The organism is Novosphingobium sp. GW821-FHT09E05, from assembly GCF_059416165.1.
Genome location: NZ_JBWKOQ010000006.1, coordinates 138,944 through 155,052 on the forward strand (window position 1 = coordinate 138,944; position 16,109 = coordinate 155,052).

At 69.3% G+C, this 16,109-nt stretch carries 15 protein-coding genes and 1 pseudogene; 9 read left to right on the forward strand and 7 right to left on the reverse strand.

From position 1 onward, the window contains the following. Window positions 1–75 precede the first annotated feature (75 nt). The 4 genes from AC07M9_RS19095 to AC07M9_RS19110 form a co-directional block, all read right to left on the reverse strand. A complete protein-coding gene (locus AC07M9_RS19095) occupies window positions 76–1,668 on the reverse strand; it encodes a cisplatin damage response ATP-dependent DNA ligase (RefSeq protein WP_494885958.1) in 1,593 nt (530 codons plus the stop codon). A gap of 279 nt (window positions 1,669–1,947) precedes the next feature. Further along, window positions 1,948–2,952 (reverse strand): ligase-associated DNA damage response exonuclease, encoded by a 1,005-nt coding sequence (locus tag AC07M9_RS19100; protein WP_494885959.1) that lies wholly within the window; start codon window positions 2,950–2,952, stop codon window positions 1,948–1,950. Between the two features lie 63 nt (window positions 2,953–3,015). Beyond that, window positions 3,016–5,391, reverse strand: coding sequence for an ATP-dependent Clp protease ATP-binding subunit ClpA (clpA, locus tag AC07M9_RS19105; protein ID WP_494885960.1), 2,376 nt, complete (start codon window positions 5,389–5,391; stop codon window positions 3,016–3,018). A gap of 148 nt (window positions 5,392–5,539) precedes the next feature. Beyond that, window positions 5,540–5,758, reverse strand: a complete 219-nt coding sequence (locus AC07M9_RS19110; RefSeq protein ID WP_494885962.1) for a DUF1192 domain-containing protein — start codon at window positions 5,756–5,758, stop codon at window positions 5,540–5,542. An 86-nt stretch (window positions 5,759–5,844) separates the two neighbouring features. On the opposite strand from AC07M9_RS19110, the gene AC07M9_RS19115 reads away from it, so the two are divergent. The 3 genes from AC07M9_RS19115 to AC07M9_RS19125 all read left to right on the forward strand — a co-directional run bounded on the left by AC07M9_RS19115 (window position 5,845) and on the right by AC07M9_RS19125 (window position 9,535). After that, window positions 5,845–6,861 (forward strand): NAD(P)H-quinone oxidoreductase, encoded by a 1,017-nt coding sequence (locus AC07M9_RS19115; protein WP_494885963.1) that lies wholly within the window; start codon window positions 5,845–5,847, stop codon window positions 6,859–6,861. A gap of 175 nt (window positions 6,862–7,036) precedes the next feature. Next, a complete protein-coding gene (locus tag AC07M9_RS19120; RefSeq protein ID WP_494885964.1) occupies window positions 7,037–7,744 on the forward strand; it encodes a DUF1013 domain-containing protein in 708 nt (235 codons plus the stop codon). A gap of 111 nt (window positions 7,745–7,855) precedes the next feature. Beyond that, window positions 7,856–9,535: an AMP-binding protein gene (locus AC07M9_RS19125; RefSeq protein WP_494885966.1), complete on the forward strand. Its 1,680-nt coding sequence runs from the start codon at window positions 7,856–7,858 to the stop codon at window positions 9,533–9,535. A gap of 4 nt (window positions 9,536–9,539) precedes the next feature. Here AC07M9_RS19125 and AC07M9_RS19130 read toward each other — a convergent pair whose 3' ends face one another. Next, window positions 9,540–9,962: a bactofilin family protein gene (locus tag AC07M9_RS19130; RefSeq protein WP_494885968.1), complete on the reverse strand. Its 423-nt coding sequence runs from the start codon at window positions 9,960–9,962 to the stop codon at window positions 9,540–9,542. A 25-nt stretch (window positions 9,963–9,987) separates the two neighbouring features. Continuing rightward, the gene (locus AC07M9_RS19135; protein WP_494885970.1) at window positions 9,988–11,034 is read right to left on the reverse strand and encodes a M23 family metallopeptidase; all 1,047 of its coding nucleotides are present in this window, start codon (window positions 11,032–11,034) and stop codon (window positions 9,988–9,990) included. A 416-nt stretch (window positions 11,035–11,450) separates the two neighbouring features. On the opposite strand from AC07M9_RS19135, the gene AC07M9_RS19140 reads away from it, so the two are divergent. The 4 genes from AC07M9_RS19140 (at window position 11,451) to AC07M9_RS19155 (ending at window position 14,466) form a co-directional block, all read left to right on the forward strand. Continuing rightward, window positions 11,451–12,740 carry a glutamate-5-semialdehyde dehydrogenase gene (locus tag AC07M9_RS19140; protein ID WP_494885972.1) on the forward strand — a complete coding sequence of 430 codons (1,290 nt, stop codon included), beginning with the start codon at window positions 11,451–11,453 and terminating at the stop codon, window positions 12,738–12,740. Further along, a complete protein-coding gene (locus AC07M9_RS19145; protein ID WP_494885974.1) occupies window positions 12,704–13,420 on the forward strand; it encodes a nicotinate-nucleotide adenylyltransferase in 717 nt (238 codons plus the stop codon). Before AC07M9_RS19140 ends, AC07M9_RS19145 begins: the two co-directional genes overlap by 37 nt. A 114-nt stretch (window positions 13,421–13,534) precedes the next feature. Next, window positions 13,535–13,936 (forward strand): ribosome silencing factor, encoded by a 402-nt coding sequence (gene rsfS / locus AC07M9_RS19150; protein ID WP_494885976.1) that lies wholly within the window; start codon window positions 13,535–13,537, stop codon window positions 13,934–13,936. A gap of 104 nt (window positions 13,937–14,040) precedes the next feature. Then, window positions 14,041–14,466, forward strand: coding sequence for a 23S rRNA (pseudouridine(1915)-N(3))-methyltransferase RlmH (locus AC07M9_RS19155; protein WP_494885978.1), 426 nt, complete (start codon window positions 14,041–14,043; stop codon window positions 14,464–14,466). Window positions 14,467–14,470: 4 nt separating this feature from the next. Here AC07M9_RS19155 and AC07M9_RS19160 read toward each other — a convergent pair whose 3' ends face one another. Next, window positions 14,471–14,869, reverse strand: a complete 399-nt coding sequence (locus tag AC07M9_RS19160) for a VOC family protein (protein ID WP_494885980.1) — start codon at window positions 14,867–14,869, stop codon at window positions 14,471–14,473. A gap of 94 nt (window positions 14,870–14,963) precedes the next feature. Here AC07M9_RS19160 and AC07M9_RS19165 point away from each other — a divergent pair, with 94 nt between their 5' ends. Then, window positions 14,964–15,485, forward strand: coding sequence for a (R)-mandelonitrile lyase (locus tag AC07M9_RS19165; protein WP_494885982.1), 522 nt, complete (start codon window positions 14,964–14,966; stop codon window positions 15,483–15,485). Window positions 15,486–15,551: 66 nt separating this feature from the next. Then, window positions 15,552–16,109: pseudogene (locus tag AC07M9_RS19170) on the forward strand (metalloendopeptidase); the annotation flags it as partial.

A 16,109-nucleotide genomic window follows, 5' to 3' on the forward strand; every position in this document is an offset into this window, starting at 1 on the left:
GGCTTTTGGCCAGCTGTGCTTGCGGTATCGGGGTGCGTCTTGTGAACCGGGCGGGCGGTTCCACGTGGAACCCCATCAATCGCGGATCAGCCCTCGCAGCGTCGCCAACCGGTCCGCCTCGTGCGCGGGCTTGTCCACGCGGATGCGGCTGATGCGGGGGAAGCGCATGGCGACGCCGGACTTGTGGCGCTTGCTGGCGTGGACCGAATCGAATGCGACTTCGAACACCAGCGACTTGTCCGTCTCGCGCACCGGGCCGAAGCGGTTGACGGTGTGATTGCGGACATAGCGGTCGAGCCATTTCAGCTCCTCGTCGGTGAAGCCGAAATAGGCCTTGCCGACCGGCAGCAGCTCGGCCCCGGCGTCGGGATCGCCGTCCCAGCAGCCGAAGGTGTAGTCCGAATAGAACGAGGAGCGCTTGCCCGAGCCGCGCTGGGCATACATCAGCACGCAGTCGACCAGCAGCGGGTCTCGCTTCCACTTGTACCACAGGCCGGTCTTGCGGCCCGCGACGTAGGGGCTGTCGCGCCGCTTGAGCATGACCCCCTCGATCGCATCGTCGCGCGCTCGCTCGCGGATGGCGGTGAGCTCGGCGAAGTCGGCGGCGGGGATGACGTCGCTGATGTCGAAGCGCTCCGGGTCGAGCCGGGGGAGCAGGGCTTCCAGCATCGTGCGGCGCTGGGTCCAGGGGAGGGGGCGCAGGTCCTCGCCTTCGACGATCAGCGCATCGTAGAGGCGCACGAACGCGGGATATTCCTCGCGCATCTTCTTGCTGACGGTCTTGCGGCCGAGGCGTTGCTGAAGCGCGTTGAAGCTGGCCGCACCGCCTGTCTCGCCGCCCTGGTGGGCGCCGCGCACCAGCAGTTCGCCGTCGAGCACAGCGTCGAGGTGGAGGGCGTCGGCGATCTCGGGGAAGGTGGCGGAGATGTCGTCGCCCGAGCGCGAATAGACGCGGGTCTCCCCGCCGGCGCAGACGACCTGCACGCGGATGCCGTCCCACTTCCACTCCGCCGCATAGTCGGCGAGATCGACTTGCGTTTCCTCCAGCCCGTGCGCGAGCATGAAGGGGCGGAACAGCGGCAGGTCCTGCGAACTCGGCGGCTCGGCCCCGTGCGCGGCCCAGTCGAACAGCGCGGCATAGGGGGCGACCTGGCCGTGCCAGTGCTCCTCCACGTCCTCCACCGACACGCCGAACGCCTGCGCGAAGGCGGTCTTGGCGAGCCGCGCCGATATGCCGATCCGCATCGCCCCGGTCGCCAGCTTGAGCAGGGCGTAGCGGCCTTCCGCGTCGAGCCGGTCGAGCAGGCGCGGCAGGTCGGTCATGACGTTGGCGCGGGTCATGCGGGACAGCGCATCGACCGCCTCGGCCACGGTGGGCGGAGACGGCGCTTCCGGTGGTTCGGGCCAGAGCAGGCTGGCGGTTTCGGCGGAATCGCCGACGTACTCGCGGCTGAGCGTCCAGAGCACCGGGTCGATGCGCTCGGTCAGCAGGTTGCGGATGGTCGAGCTTTTCACCGCCGGGAAGTCCATCCCGTCGGTCAGCGCGGCGAGCGCCCAGCCCCGGTCGGGGTCGGGGGTGACGTGCAGGTAGTCAGCCAGCAGCTTGAGCTTGGCGTTGCGGCTGCGGGTGTAGACCAGCGCGTCGAGGAGGGCGGCGAAGGCTTCCATCAGCGGGGGAGAGGCCTGGGGCCGTGGCTCCGGACCGCTTTCACGGCGGGGTTGCGCGGGCAGAGGCGTGGTGCTTGCCCTCCTCCCTTTCCGTCATCCCCGCGTAGGCGGGGACCCATCTGATGCCGCACCCCCCGGAAATCGCAGGAGATAGGTTCCCGCCTTCGCGAGAAGGACGAGGTTTGGGGTGAAGGCTTCAGGCGAGAGGCGCTAGCGCATACGGCGCCACGCTGCTGCGTGCGCCCCGGGCCATGCTCCCCTGCGTCTATCCTTCCAACCTCAGTCATCCTCGTCCTCGTACCCCACCAGAGCGAGCGCCCGCGCCTTGCGCTGGTTCAATTCGCACCACCGCAGCATCGCTTCCTCGCGGCCGTGGGTGATCCAGGTCTCGGCGGGGTTCACGTCCACCACCGTCTGCGTCAGTTCGTCCCAGTCGGCGTGGTCGGAGATGATGAGCGGCAGTTCGACCATCCGCTGCCGGGCGCGCTGGCGCACGCGCATCCAGCCCGAGGCCATGGCGGTGATCGGCTCGGGCAGGCGGCGGCTCCAGCGGTCGTTGAGCGCGGAGGGCGGGGCAACGACGATGCTTCCGGCCAGCTCGTCCTTGGTTGCGTCGGACATCAGGCGAAGGTCGCCGAGATCGACGCCCCATTCCTCGTAGAGGCGGCACATGCGCTCCATGGCGCCGTGGAGCCAGATGGTGTCCGAGTGACCGGCGCGGCGCAGTTCGGCGATCAGGCGCTGCGCCTTGCCGAGCGCGTAGGCGCCGACGAGGACGCAGCGCTCCGGATTGGCGGCCAAGGCGGCAAGAAGCTTGGCGATCTCCTGCTCGACCGGCGGGTGGCGGAATACCGGGAGGCCGAAGGTGGCTTCCGTGACCAGCACATCGCAGGGGGTGACCTCGAAGGGCGGGCAGGTGGGGTCGGCGCGGCGCTTGAAGTCGCCGGTGACGACGATGCGCTCGCCCGCGTGCTCCAGCAGGATTTGCGCCGAACCGAGGACGTGGCCGGCGGGAATCCAGGTGGCGTGGACATCCCCCGGCAAGGCGATGCGCTCGCCGTAGGGGACCTGCACCGCGCCGTCCTCGGTGGCGTAGCGCAGCTTCATGATCGCGAGGGTGGCGGGGGTCGCGAAGGTCCGTCCGTGGCCACCGCGCGCGTGGTCGGCGTGGCCATGGGTCACCAGCGCGCGGTCGACCGGCCGGGCCGGGTCGATCCAGCAGTCGGCAGGGACGACGTGGATTCCCCAGGGTTCGGGTCTGATCCAGGAGAAATCGCGGGCCATCCAAAGAGAATGGGGCGGAAACCTTGCGGTTCCCGCCCCATCTCGTTGACCTGATTATTCGGTTCAGTCGTCCGAGCTGGTTTCCGGCTGGGTGCCGGGGTTCTTCGCCCGCTTGGCCGGGGCCTTTTTCTTGGCCTTGGCGACCTTGGGCGGGGAAGGCGTCAGCTCGAAGTTGAGCGCGTCTTCCTTGACCGAGACGTGGACCTCGCCGCCGTGCGCGAGCTTGCCGAACAGCAGTTCCTCGGCGAGCGGCTGCTTGACCTTCTCCTGGATCACGCGGCCCATGGGGCGCGCGCCGTAGAGCTTGTCGTAGCCGCGATCGCCGAGCCAGGTCCGCGCATCCGAGTCGAACTGAATGTGGACGTTCTGGTCCGCCAGCTGTAGTTCGAGCTGGAGGATGAACTTGTCCACGACCCGGCTGATGGTGTCCTTGGCGAGATAGGCGAAGGGCACGATCGCATCGAGGCGGTTGCGGAATTCCGGCGTGAACATCTGCTTCACCGCTTCCTCGCCGGCATCCTCCTTCGAGGTGTCGCCGAAGCCGATGCCCTGCTTGGCCATGTCCGAGGCGCCCGCGTTGGTGGTCATGATGAGGACCACGTTGCGGAAATCGACGGTCTTGCCGTGGTGATCGGTGAGGCGGCCGTTGTCCATCACCTGCAGCAGGATGTTGAACAGGTCGGGGTGGGCCTTCTCGATCTCGTCGAGCAGGAGGACGCAGTGCGGGTTCTGGTCGATCGCGTCGGTCAGCAGGCCGCCCTGGTCGAAGCCGACATAGCCCGGAGGCGCGCCGATCAGGCGGCTGATCGAGTGGCGCTCCATGTATTCGGACATGTCGAAGCGCTTCAGCTCGATGCCCATGATGGTGGCGAGCTGCTTGGCGACTTCGGTCTTGCCGACGCCGGTCGGGCCCGAGAACAGGAACGAGCCGATCGGCTTGTCCGGATCGCGCAGGCCTGCGCGGCTGAGCTTCATCGCGGTTGACAGCAGGTCGATCGCCTTGTCCTGGCCGAACACGACGCGCTTCAGATCACGCTCGAGGTTGCCGAGCGCCTTCTTGTCGTCGGAGCTGACCGACTTGGGCGGGATGCGCGCCATGGTCGCGATGACCTGCTCGATCTCCTTGGCGGTGATCGTCTTCTTGCGGCGGCTGGGGGGCACCAGCATCTGCATCGCGCCGACTTCGTCGATCACGTCGATCGCCTTGTCGGGTAGCTTGCGGTCGTTGATGTAGCGGGCCGAAAGCTCGACCGCGGTCTTGATCGCGTCAGGCGTGTACTTGACCTTGTGGTGTTCCTCGAAGGCGGTGCGCAGGCCCCGCAGGATCTTGATCGTGTCCTCGATCGTCGGCTCGTTCACGTCGATCTTCTGGAACCGGCGCAGCAGGGCGCGGTCCTTCTCGAAGTGATTGCGGAACTCCTTGTAGGTGGTCGAGCCGATGCAGCGGATGGTGCCGCCCGACAGCGCCGGCTTGAGCAGGTTCGAGGCGTCCATCGCACCGCCGCTGGTGGCGCCCGCGCCGATCACGGTGTGGATCTCGTCGATGAACAGCACCGCGTGCGGCATCTTCTCCAGTTCGGAGACGACCTGCTTGAGGCGCTCCTCGAAGTCGCCGCGATAGCGCGTACCCGCCAGCAGCGAGCCCATGTCGAGCGAGTAGATCACTGCTTCGGCCAGAACCTCGGGCACTTCGCCCTCGACGATCTTGCGCGCCAGGCCCTCGGCGATGGCGGTCTTGCCAACGCCGGGATCGCCCACGTAGAGCGGGTTGTTCTTGGAGCGGCGGCACAGGATCTGGATCGTGCGGTCGACTTCGGGGCCGCGCCCGATGAGGGGATCGACCTTGCCGTTCAGCGCCTTCTCGTTGAGATTGACGGTGAACTGGTCGAGCGCCGAGTCCTTCTTGTTGCCGGTGGCGGCCTTGGTCTCGTTCTTGTCCTCGGGCGTGGGCGTGTTCTCGTCCGACGAGCCCTTGGGGCTGCGTTCCTCGACGCGCTTGCCGCCCTTGCCGATGCCGTGGCTGATGTAGCTGACCGCGTCGAGGCGGCTCATGTCCTGCTGCTGCAGGAAATAGACGGCGTAGCTGTCGCGCTCGGAGAACAGGGCGACCAGCACGTTGGCGCCGGTCACGGTGTCCTTGCCCGAGGACTGGACGTGGAGGATGGCGCGCTGGATCACGCGCTGGAAGCCGGCGGTGGGGGCGGGATCGCCCTTTTCCTCGGTCTTGAGCGACTGGTATTCCTGGTCGAGGTACTGGCGCACCACGTCGCCCAGATCGCCGAGGTCCACGCCGCAAGCCTGCATGACCTGGGCGGCGTCGGTGTCGTCGATCAGCGCGAGCAGCAGGTGCTCGAGCGTCGCGTACTCGTGGCTGCGCTCAGACGCGTGAGACAGAGCCGAGTGCAGGGTCTTTTCAAGGCTTTGCGCGAAACTTGGCATTTAGGCGACCTTCATTGGGAGGGACGACTCTCCTTGCGGGGGAGCTTGGCGGCAAGAGGTTTCAGCATCGATATAGGAACGATCAGGACCGTTGCGAGGTTGCCCCCAGTTGCACCCGTATCGGGGGCAAGAGGCGAAGCTGCGAGGCTCACGATGATCGCGGCCTGAACAGCGCATCGGCGGCGAGCCGGTGCGCGGAAGATGCATCCCGGTGGGCGCGGACCCTTGCGATCTCCGCCTCCAGGAGGGCGATGCGTGCGCCGAGTTCGTCCAGCGAATAGCGCTCCAGGCTTTCGCTGGCGAGGAGGCTGGCGGCGCCGAAGTTGCCCTCGGGCGACCGCAGCCGCGGTCGATCATCATCGTCCATTGCGGTGCAGCATCGGACTGTATTTCCTGCCTGTCAATGGCCCGAAAGGTGTTCCCCGCAGCCCGGTGCTGTGGCACCATCGCCCCATGTTAGCTGACGCTCCGGACCTGAAGCCGCCCGCCACCATGACCGCCGTCGGCTACGAATCGCCCGGTGGTCCCGAGGTGCTCAGGGCCGAGGTCGTTGCCGTGCCGGCGCCCGGACCGGGAGAGGTGCTGGTCAAGGTGGCGTTCGCCGGGGTCAACCGGCCCGATGTCGTCCAGCGGCAGGGCAACTATCCGCCGCCGCCGGGAGCCTCGCCGATTCCCGGCCTCGAGATTTCGGGCACGATCGCCGCGCTGGGGCAGGGCGTCGATGCGCTCGTCATCGGCGAGCAGGTCTGCGCGCTCGTCTCGGGCGGGGGCTATGCCGAATACTGCATCGCCCGGGCGGCGCACTGCCTGCCGGTGCCCGATGGTCTCGCCATGGACGAGGCGGCGGCGCTGCCCGAGACGCTGTTCACCGTCTGGCACAACGTGTTCGAGCGCGGCTACGCGCGGCAGGGCGAGACGATCCTGGTCCACGGCGGCACCAGCGGGATCGGCACCATGGCGACGATGCTGGGGCGCCATTTCGGGCTGACCGTCATCGTCACCTGCGGCTCGCCCGAAAAGTGCGAGGCGGCGCTCAAGATCGGCGCGCACCATGCGATCGACTACAAGGCGGCCGATTTCGTCGAGGAAGTGTCGCGCATCACCGGGGGCAGGGGCGTCGACCTCGTGCTCGACATGGTCGCGGGCAGCTACGTGGCGCGCAACCTCAAGTGCCTTGCGCCCGAGGGGCGGCACGTCACCATCGCGGTGCAGGGCGGCGTGAAGGCGGAGATCAACATGGCCGTCGTCATGACGCGGCGCTACACCCTCACCGGCTCGACGCTGAGGCCGCGTTCCGACGAGTTCAAGGCGCTGCTCGCGCAGGAAATCCTCGAATGTGCCTGGCCGCTGGTGGCGGACGCCACTCTGCGCCCGGTCATGGACACGCGCTATCCGCTGGCCGAGGCCGCTGCCGCCCATGTCCGCATGGAAGCGGGCGACCATGTCGGCAAGATCGTGCTGGAGATCTGAAGCACCGCGGCGCGTTCCACGTGAAACGTCGCAGACGAGCGCGCCGATGCCCGCCCAAATGACTCGTCCGGACAGCGAGCCTTTTGCTTGCCGAATCCACAGACTTCGCCTAGATCGACCCGGTACGGCCGCTCCCCAAGGGGCGGCCCTTATTGTTTTCGCCGGAGATAGAGACATGAGCCAGCCCACTCCGCTGATGCCGCACGCGACCGCCTCCTGGCTGGTCGACATCACCTCGCTGACGTTCGAGCAGATCGCAGAATTCTGCGGCCTTCACATGCTCGAAGTCCAGGCGATGGCCGATGACCTGGCGTCCAGCAAGTATACCGGTCGCGACCCCGTGCGTTCGGGCGAGCTGACCATGGAAGAGATCGAGAAGGGGCAGGCCAACCCCGAATACAAGCTGCGCATGCACAAGGCGCCGGTCAACGTGAGCCGCACCAAGGGCCCGCGCTACACCCCGGTGTCCAAGCGCCAGGACAAGCCGGACGGCATCGCCTGGATCCTGCGCAACCACCCCGAGGTCTCGGACGCGCAGGTCGGCAAGCTGATCGGCACCACGCGCAACACGATCGCGGCGATTCGCGACCGTTCGCACTGGAACATCGCCAACATCACCCCGAAGGACCCGGTCACGCTGGGCCTGTGCTCGCAGCGCGAACTCGACGCCATCGTCGCCAAGGCCGCGAAGAAGGCCGGCATCGAGGAGGACGAGAACCTCACCAACGAGCGCCTGTCCGACGATCGCACCGCGCTGATCGAGGAACTGCGTGCCGAGCGCCAGGCTCAGGTCCAGGCCGCCAGCGAAGCCGCCCAGGAAGCCGAAGTCGCCGCCTGGCTCGAAGCCAAGCGCGCGGCCGAAGCCGAGGAACGCGGCCAGTAAACACACCGTCCCGACAGGCGCCGGCGATTTTCAGCGCCCCGCCTGTCGGCACTGTTTACAACCGCACACAATCCGCTTGTTCGCCCTCTTTTCCCGGCGCAAAGCTGCGGAATGGAAGAGAGGATAGGCCCGAAGGCCTGGCGGGACGGCTACGCGCATCCCTGCGAGTGGGAGCAGGTGTTCGCCCCGATGGCGATGACCGACATGTTCGCGGCAAGCGTCGCCGCGCATGGCAGCCGCGTGCTGATCGACTTTCTCGGACGCCGCTTCTCCTATGACGACATCGCCGCCGAAGCGCACAGCTTCGCGGGTGGACTGCAGTCGCTGGGGCTGGGCAAGGGCGACCGGGTCGGGCTCTTCATGGCCAATGTCCCGGCCTATCTGTCGGCCTATTTCGGCGCGCTGATCGCCGGCATGACCGTGGTCAACTTCTCCCCGCTCCAGTCCCGCGCCGAGCTCGAGGCGCAGGTGGCCGATTCGGGCGCGCGGCTGCTGGTCACGCTCGACGTGCCGAAACTCCTGCCCGTCGCCGAGCACCTGCTGCACGGTACCGGCCTCGAATGGCTTTGCGTCGTGCGGCTGTCCACGCAGCTGCCGTTCTGGCGGAGCCTGGGCCTGCGCCTGTTCCGGCGCGACCGGATCGCGGCGATCCCCGAGGCGGCAAACGTCTTCGAATGGGACGAAATGCTGCTCGGGCGCGAACGCGATCCGGCCCCAATCGACCCGCTCGCCGACGTCGCGCTGCTGCAGTACACCGGCGGAACCACCGGCGCGCCCAAGGGGGTGGCGCTCAGTCACCAGAACCTCACCGCCAATGCCCGGCAGATCGAGGCAATCGACCCCCATGCCCACCAGCGCGACGTGATCCTGGGCGCCTTGCCGCTGTTCCACGTCTTCGCCAATGCCTGCGTGCTCAACCGCACCGTCTACGACGGCGGCATGATCGCCATGCTGCCGCGGTTCCAGACGGGCCGGGCGCTCGCCGTCGTCGAGCGCAACCGGGTGACGGCGATCCCTGGCGTGCCGACGATGTTCGAGGCGATGCTCGACGATCCGGCGCTGGAGCGCTGCGACCTGTCCAGCCTGTTCACCTGCATTTCGGGCGGCGTACCGCTGCCGGGGGCGCTGAAGACGCGGTTCGAGAAGGCCAGCGGCGCCAAGCTCGTCGAAGGCTACGGCCTGGCCGAAACCGCCGGCGTCGCCGCCTCGAACCCGTTCGACGGGCGCGAGGTGCCGGGGTCGATCGGGCAGCCGCTTCCGGGCACCGACCTGCGCCTGCTCGACACCGACGATCCCTCGCGCGATGCTGCCGAAGGCGAGCCGGGGGAACTGGCGATCGCGGGGCCGCAGGTCATGCTCGGCTACTGGAACCGCGCGGAGCCCGGCGTTTTCGTCGAGCGCGACGGCCGCCGCTGGCTGCGCACCGGCGACGTCGCCACGATCGACGAGGATGGCTACGTCCTTCTCGCCGATCGCCTGACGGACATGATCGCGGTGGACGGCCTCAAGGTCTTCCCGAGCCGGGTCGAGGCCGTGCTGCTCGAACATCCCGCCGTCCGCGAAGCCGCCGTGGTCGGGGTGCCGGACGAAGGGATGGGCGAGCGGCCGTGCGCCTTCGTCGTCGCTGGCGCGGATCAGGCCGCGACCGCGCAGGATATCGCCGGGTGGCTCAACGCGCGCATCGGCAGGCACGAGCGGGTGGACCGGGTAGAGCTGCGCGCGGCGCTGCCGGTCACCGCCGCCGGCAAGCTCGACCGCAAGGCCCTGCGCCGCGAAGCGCAGGCCGGCTAGGCGGTCACTCCGCCGCGGCGGGGAGGATCAGTTCCGCCTCGGCGTGCGGCAGGCGGGCGATGGCGGGGGGCATCTGGCCGCCGTTGGGGCTGAGGCGGCCCTCGAGGCGGGCACCCTGCTCGATGGTCAGCGCGTCGTAGGCGACGTCGCCCTCGATCCGCGCGGTCTTGAGGATCACCACTTCGCGCGCGGCGACCGAGCCGCGTACGAGGCCGGCGATCCGCACCGATTCGGCGCGCACCGCGCCGGTGATCTCGCTGCCTTCGCCCTGCACCAGCGCGTTGCAGGCAATGTCGCCGTCGACGCTGCCGTCGACGTGGAGGTCGGCGCTGGCCTGGATGTTGCCGGTGATGGCGGTATCGGCGCCGAGCATCGAGAAGCTGCCGGCGCCGTTGACGGCGCGGGAGCTGATGAAGGCCTTTGCCATGTCCGTCTCTCTCCTTGGTTGGGCTTTACTGGCCGGTCTGGCCGTTGCGGGCGGCTTCGAGGAAGGGCCGCGGGTTGACCGGGCGGTCGTTGACGCGGACCTCGAAGTGCAGGTGCGGGCCGGTCGAGCGGCCGGTGCTGCCCATCGCGGCGATCAGCGCGCCGGCCTCGACCTCCTGGCCGACATGGGCGCGGAAGCCCGAAAGGTGGCCGTAGCGCGTCATGAGACCGTTGCCGTGCGTCACTTCGACGCAGTTGCCGTAGCCGGACTTCTGGCCGACGAACGTGACGCGGCCCTTGGCGGCGGCGTAGATCGGCGAGCCCATCGGGCCGGGGAAATCGAGCCCGGCGTGGAACGCGGCGCCGCCGGTGAAGGGGTCCGAGCGGTAGCCGTAGCTCGACGAGACATAGGCGACGTGCGCCGGGCTGACCTGCGGGATCGAGGCGAGGCCGCTTTCCAGCGCATCCATCCGCGCCAGGCTCTGGCCCATGCGGCGGAAGCGGGGATCGACGCTGCCGTCGCTCGCGGTCACGAGCTTGATGAGCGGACCACCCTCCGCGGCGCGCGAGGCGGCCATGGCGGCGGGATTGAGTCCGAGGTGGCGGATCGCCTCGCTGGCGGCGCTCGACCGCTGGTCGGCGTAGCGGGTCAGGCGCTCGACCAGCGCGACCTGGCCGGCTTCGATGCGGGCGAGCGGGCCGGCGCCGGGGCTGGCGGCGCTGATCTTGTTGGCGGCGGGCACTTCGTCGCCGGAGCCTTCGGCGGCGCCGGCTTCGGGAAGGTCGCCGATGTGGGCGTCGACCACCTGTTCGATGAACTTCTGGCGGCGGGCGAGATCGGATGCGAGCGCGTCGACGTTCTGCCGGTAATGCTGGACGCGTCCCTCGGCCCTGGCGACGCTCGCCTCACGCTGGACGAGATCGGCCTGCGCGGTCTGCGTGGAGGCCTGCGACAGCGCCAGGGCGCCGACCGAGGCGCACCACGCGCCGAGCACGCCGACCGCGACTCCGGCGGCGATCTTCTGGCGGCGCGAAGAAACGCGGATGAAACGGACCTGTCCCTGCGATCGCATGATGAACTCGCGATCGGGGAATGCAGTCCTGAGGCGCTGGAAAAGCGCCCCGGCAGATGTGGATAACAAAACGACCCCGCTGGAAATTCTATGTCTCAGTCCCGGAGCGGCGAACTAGCAGGGGGTGGTTGGCATGGCGAATCGACTCACCTCGAAGCATTGTCGAATCGAGCCGAGTCGGAAGATTCGTGCGATGAACCGAGGGATACATCGCGGATTGTCATTTTCTGCCGGAAAATCGCGCGCTTCCAGTTGATGAAAGACGGGCGCTGGGAGGCGTTCTTCACGCCCAAAGGCGGCCGCAATGACGACCCGGGACAGGACCTGCGCGGCGTAACCGTGCGCGGCGACATCGTGAACGCCGCCGCCGCCTCTCGATCGGTGACAACCGGGCGGGGCGGTGCTAGCCCGAGGCCATGAACCTGCAGACCCCTCTCGCCGCCGACCCTGCCACGCTGTCGCCCGAGGCGCTGGTCGCGCAGCTCGCGCAAGACGGCCGCGCCGCCCAGCGCGTGCTCGCCCGGCTGAGCGACGCGCAGAAGGCCGAGGCCCTGCGCGCCGCCGCCGCCGCGCTTCGCGCCGCCGGGCCGGACATCCTCGCCGCCAACGCGCTCGACATCGCGGCCGGCGAGGCGAAGGGCCTGACGGCGGCGCTGCTCGATCGGTTGCGCCTCGACGCGGGGCGCCTCGCCGGCATCGCCGACGCCCTCGACCAGGTCGCCGCGCTGCCCGATCCGGTGGGCGAGGTGATCTCCGCCAGCGAGCGGCCCAATGGCCTCAGGCTGTCGCGCGTCCGGGTGCCGATCGGCCTGATCGGGATCATCTACGAAAGCCGCCCCAACGTCACCGCCGACGCCGCCGCGCTGTGCCTGCGCTCGGGCAACGCCGTGCTGCTGCGCGGGGGCACCGAGGCGCTCCATTCCAACCGCGCGATCCGCGCCGCGCTCGCCGCCGGGCTCGAGAGCGTCGGCATCCTCGCCGCCGCGATCCAGCTGGTGCCGACGCAGGACCGCGCCGTCGTCGGCGCGATGCTGACCGCCGCCGGGCTGATCGACATGATCGTGCCGCGCGGGGGCAAGAGCCTCGTCGCGCGGGTCCAGGCCGATGCACGCGTTCCGGTGCTCGCGCACCTCGACGGCATCTGCCACACCTACATCCACGCCGCCGCCGACCCGGAGATGGCGCGCAGCCTCGCCCTCAACGCCAAGATGCGCCGCACCGGCATCTGCGGGGCGATGGAGACGCTGCTGCTCGACGCGCTGTTCCCCGAGAGCGAGGCGGTCGTCGCCGCGCTCCTTGACGCCGGCTGCGAACTGCGCGGCGATGCCCGCGCCCAGGCGCTCGACCCGCGCATCCTCGCCGCGAGCGACGAGGACTGGGACACCGAGTACCTCGACGCGGTGCTTGCGGTCGCGGTGGTCGATGGGCTGGAGCCCGCGATCGCCCACATCGCCGCGCACTCCTCGCACCACACCGACGCCATCGTCACCGAGGACGCCGAGGCGGCCGAGCGCTTCCTCGACGAGGTCGACAGCGCCATCGTCATGGTCAACGCCTCGAGCCAGTTCGCCGACGGCGGCGAGTTCGGCCTCGGCGCCGAGATCGGCATCGCCACCGGCCGCCTCCATGCCCGCGGCCCGGTCGCGCTCGAGGGGCTCACCACCTACAAGTGGCAGGTGCGCGGCACGGGGCAGGCGCGCCCCTGAGTCGCGCCCCGATTCGCACCGTTCACAAGGCCCGCCCCGGCCCGGTCACCGGCCTGCTCGGCGGCAGCTTCAATCCGGCGCACGGCGGGCACCGGCGCATCACCCTGTTCGCGATCGCGGCGCTGGGGCTGGACGAAGCGTGGTGGCTGGTCTCGCCGGGCAATCCGCTCAAGCCCGCGAAGGGCATGGCGCCGCTCGCCGCCAGGCTCGAATCGGCCCGCCGCCAGGCGCGCCGCTCGCGAATCCGGCCCACCGCGATCGAGCGGACCTTGGGCACCCGCTACACCGTCGACACCCTGAAGGCGCTGCTGCGGCGCTACCCGAAACGGCGCTTCGTCTGGCTCATGGGAGCGGACAATCTCGCCCAGTTGCACCGCTGGAAAGACTGGCGGACCATCGCCCGACTCATGCCGATTGCGGTAATCGCCCGTCCGGGGTATGATGGCGCTGCCCTCGCGAGCCCCGCGATGGCCTGGCTAGGGCGCTACCGGAAGCCCATGACCAGCCTTCGCGACCCGGAAAGGTGGAGCGCACCCGCGCTAGTGACATTGCGATTCGACCCCGATACGCGGTCGGCCACGGCGATACGCCAGGCCGATCCGGACTGGGCACGAAGGTCTGGAACCGGACTTTCGCGGGATGCAGTCACGCACCGCACCATTCCGGGCATGGCAGAGTGAGTGGCTTCGTGCCCCTTCTCCTGCACTACCGGCAACCAAAGAAAACGATCGATCGTGGCACGGCGGTTTCCGCCGGGTCCGGTCGATCCCTGAAAGGAGCAGACACCAACTAAAATGCCACAGGCACAGATACAGCCGGCTTCCACCGGCGCCACCCCCCCGCCTACCACGATCCAGAGCGACGATCCGCTGCTGGCCCTCGTCCTCGCTTCGCTGGACGACGACCAGGTGCAGGATCTCGTCACCATCGATCTCGAAGGCAAATCCAGCATCGCCGACTTCATGGTGATCGGGTCGGGCCGTTCCACCCGCCAGGTCGCCGCGATGGCGCAGAAGCTGGGCGAACGCCTCAAGCAGTCCGGTCACGGCAGCCCGCGCATCGAGGGTCTTCCGGCCGCCGACTGGGTTCTGGTCGACGCGGGCAGCGTGGTGATCCACCTGTTCCGCCCGGAAGTGCGCAGCTTCTACAACCTGGAAAGGATGTGGGGCTTCGACGGACCGTCCGGCGCGGCCTGACGGTCGCCGCCCCGGCGAGAGGATGAGCCCCGGTCGCGTGACCTGACCGGGCCCCTTGCGAAAGGATTTCGCGCCGGGACCCCGCGTCCCGAGCGCTCCCGATCATGCTGCTTCACATCATCGCCCGCGGCAAGATCGCCCGCTCGCCCGAGGCCGACCTGCTCGACCGCTATGCGAAGCGCATCGCCTGGCCGTTCCGGCACAGCGAGCTGCCCGACGTGGGCGGCAAGGTCCCGCCTTCCAGCCAGACTCCCAGCCGCGACGTCCTCCTCGACGAGCGAGGCAAGACCATGAGTTCCGAGGAATTCGCTGCGCTGCTCGGGCGCTGGCGCGACGAGGGGGTGCGCGAATGCCGTTTCCTCATCGGCGCCGCCGACGGCCACGGCGACGAGGCGCGTAGCCGCGCCGACCATCTGCTCTGCTTCGGCCGCATGACCTGGCCGCACCTGATGGCCCGGGCGATGCTCGCCGAACAGCTGTGGCGCGCGACCGCGATCCTCGCCGGGCACCCCTACCACCGCTCGGGGTGAGGGGTTACGGCCCGACCAGCGCCGAGGGCCAGCCGATGCGGACGAGCAACCCGTCCGGCCCGGCGATGCCGACCTCGTAGAGCCCCCATTCGCGGTGGCGCAGCACCCCGCCGGGGCGAATGACGAGGTCGTCCACCCTCGCCGCGATGGCATCGACGTGGGGCGTACGGATGAATACGCCGAACGGATTGGCCTCTTCCGGCACCCGCCAGACGCCGCCTCCGGCCTGGGTGAGATGAACCTCGCAGTCCCAGCCCGTCATGATGACGTAGCCCGCATCCCCGCCCACCCGCGCGAAGCCGAGACGCTCCCAGAACGGGATGGCGGCGGCGAGGTCGTTGCTCGCCACGATCGCGAAGGCCGCGCGGGTGTCGTTCGTTCCGCCAGGATGACTGCCGCTCACTGCTGCATGCAGGATGCGGCGGGTATCGGATCGCCGGCCGGCTCTCCACATCTGCCGCGCACGGCGTCGTGCCGATCCAGCAACGGAGACCGCGATGAAGCTCATCCTGGCGCCCTTCGCGGCGCTGATCCTCGCCGCCGCGGCGCCCGACCATCCCCAGGCGCGGCCGGCCCCCGCCGCGCCGCCGCAGCAAGGAGCCACACACATGATCATCACCCGCCAGGCCGACATGGAGACCATCGAGGGACCGGCCGAAAACTTCACCGGCAAGGTGACCGTCACGGGACGCTTCCAGCGCGACGAACCCTCGCGGCTCGGCGGGGCGATCGTCCATTTCGAGCCCGGCGCACGAACCTCCTGGCACAAGCACCCGCTGGGGCAGACCCTGATCGTCACCGAGGGCATCGGCTGGACGCAGGTCGAAGGCGGCGCGATCCATGAATTTCATGCCGGCGACCAGCTATGGTGCCCGGCGGACCGCAAGCACTGGCACGGCGCCACGCCGACCACCGCGATGACGCACATCGCAGTCCAGGAATCGCTCGATGGCTCGCCCGTGACATGGCTGGAACATGTCACCGACGCGGAATACCTGGCCGGTCCCGCCAGCGATTAGTCCCCGGCCGGCGCCGGTGGCACTTCCCTCTTCCCGCCCGGACCTGCCTCGCCTAGTCAGTCCCGCGTGAAGCCTATCTCCCGCTCCCTGCTGGTTCTTGCCGCACTTGGCGGAGGTGTGCTTGCCACGCAGGCGATGACGCAAGGCGGCGCCTTGGCGGTGCTCGACCCGGCGCTCGATGCGCGGCGGGCGCAGGCGGACATGCGCGCGGCGCGGGTCGAAGGCGCGGCGGCGCGCAGGCGGGCCGAGACGCTCGAACGGCAGGCGCAGGCGGTCACCCGGCAGGCCGACAGCACCGCGCGCGAGGCCGCCGCCGTCGCCGCCCGCATCCAGGAAACCGAGGCCGCCATCGCGGCGCAGCGCGCGGAAATGCGGCTGATCGCCTCGCAGCGCGCCGGGCTGCGCGCGCAGCTCGCCGAGCGGCAGGGACCGCTCGCGCGGCTCACCGGCTCGCTCCAGCGCCTCTCGCGCCGCCCGCCGCTGCTGGCGCTGCTGCGGCCCGGTTCCGTGCGCGATGCGGTCTACCTGCGGGCGATGCTCGACACCATGCTGCCCGAGGTCGAGCGGCGCACCGCCGGCCTGCGCGCCGCGATCGAGCGCGGGCGCGCGCTCGAGGGACAGGCG

What these genes read in the sequence shown, in the direction of transcription:
- AC07M9_RS19125 (WP_494885966.1), top strand. Translation starts at nt 7,856, where the DNA reads ATGGAAGAGAGGATAGGCCCGAAGGCCTGGCGGGACGGCTACGCGCAT.
- AC07M9_RS19115 (WP_494885963.1), top strand. Translation starts at nt 5,845, where the DNA reads ATGTTAGCTGACGCTCCGGACCTGAAGCCGCCCGCCACCATGACCGCC.
- AC07M9_RS19110 (WP_494885962.1), bottom strand. Translation starts at nt 5,758, where the DNA reads ATGGACGATGATGATCGACCGCGGCTGCGGTCGCCCGAGGGCAACTTC.
- AC07M9_RS19130 (WP_494885968.1), bottom strand. Translation starts at nt 9,962, where the DNA reads ATGGCAAAGGCCTTCATCAGCTCCCGCGCCGTCAACGGCGCCGGCAGC.
- AC07M9_RS19100 (WP_494885959.1), bottom strand. Translation starts at nt 2,952, where the DNA reads ATGGCCCGCGATTTCTCCTGGATCAGACCCGAACCCTGGGGAATCCAC.
- AC07M9_RS19155 (WP_494885978.1), top strand. Translation starts at nt 14,041, where the DNA reads ATGCTGCTTCACATCATCGCCCGCGGCAAGATCGCCCGCTCGCCCGAG.
- rsfS (WP_494885976.1), top strand. Translation starts at nt 13,535, where the DNA reads ATGCCACAGGCACAGATACAGCCGGCTTCCACCGGCGCCACCCCCCCG.
- AC07M9_RS19135 (WP_494885970.1), bottom strand. Translation starts at nt 11,034, where the DNA reads ATGCGATCGCAGGGACAGGTCCGTTTCATCCGCGTTTCTTCGCGCCGC.
- AC07M9_RS19140 (WP_494885972.1), top strand. Translation starts at nt 11,451, where the DNA reads ATGAACCTGCAGACCCCTCTCGCCGCCGACCCTGCCACGCTGTCGCCC.
- AC07M9_RS19165 (WP_494885982.1), top strand. Translation starts at nt 14,964, where the DNA reads ATGAAGCTCATCCTGGCGCCCTTCGCGGCGCTGATCCTCGCCGCCGCG.
- clpA (WP_494885960.1), bottom strand. Translation starts at nt 5,391, where the DNA reads ATGCCAAGTTTCGCGCAAAGCCTTGAAAAGACCCTGCACTCGGCTCTG.
- AC07M9_RS19095 (WP_494885958.1), bottom strand. Translation starts at nt 1,668, where the DNA reads ATGGAAGCCTTCGCCGCCCTCCTCGACGCGCTGGTCTACACCCGCAGC.
- AC07M9_RS19120 (WP_494885964.1), top strand. Translation starts at nt 7,037, where the DNA reads ATGAGCCAGCCCACTCCGCTGATGCCGCACGCGACCGCCTCCTGGCTG.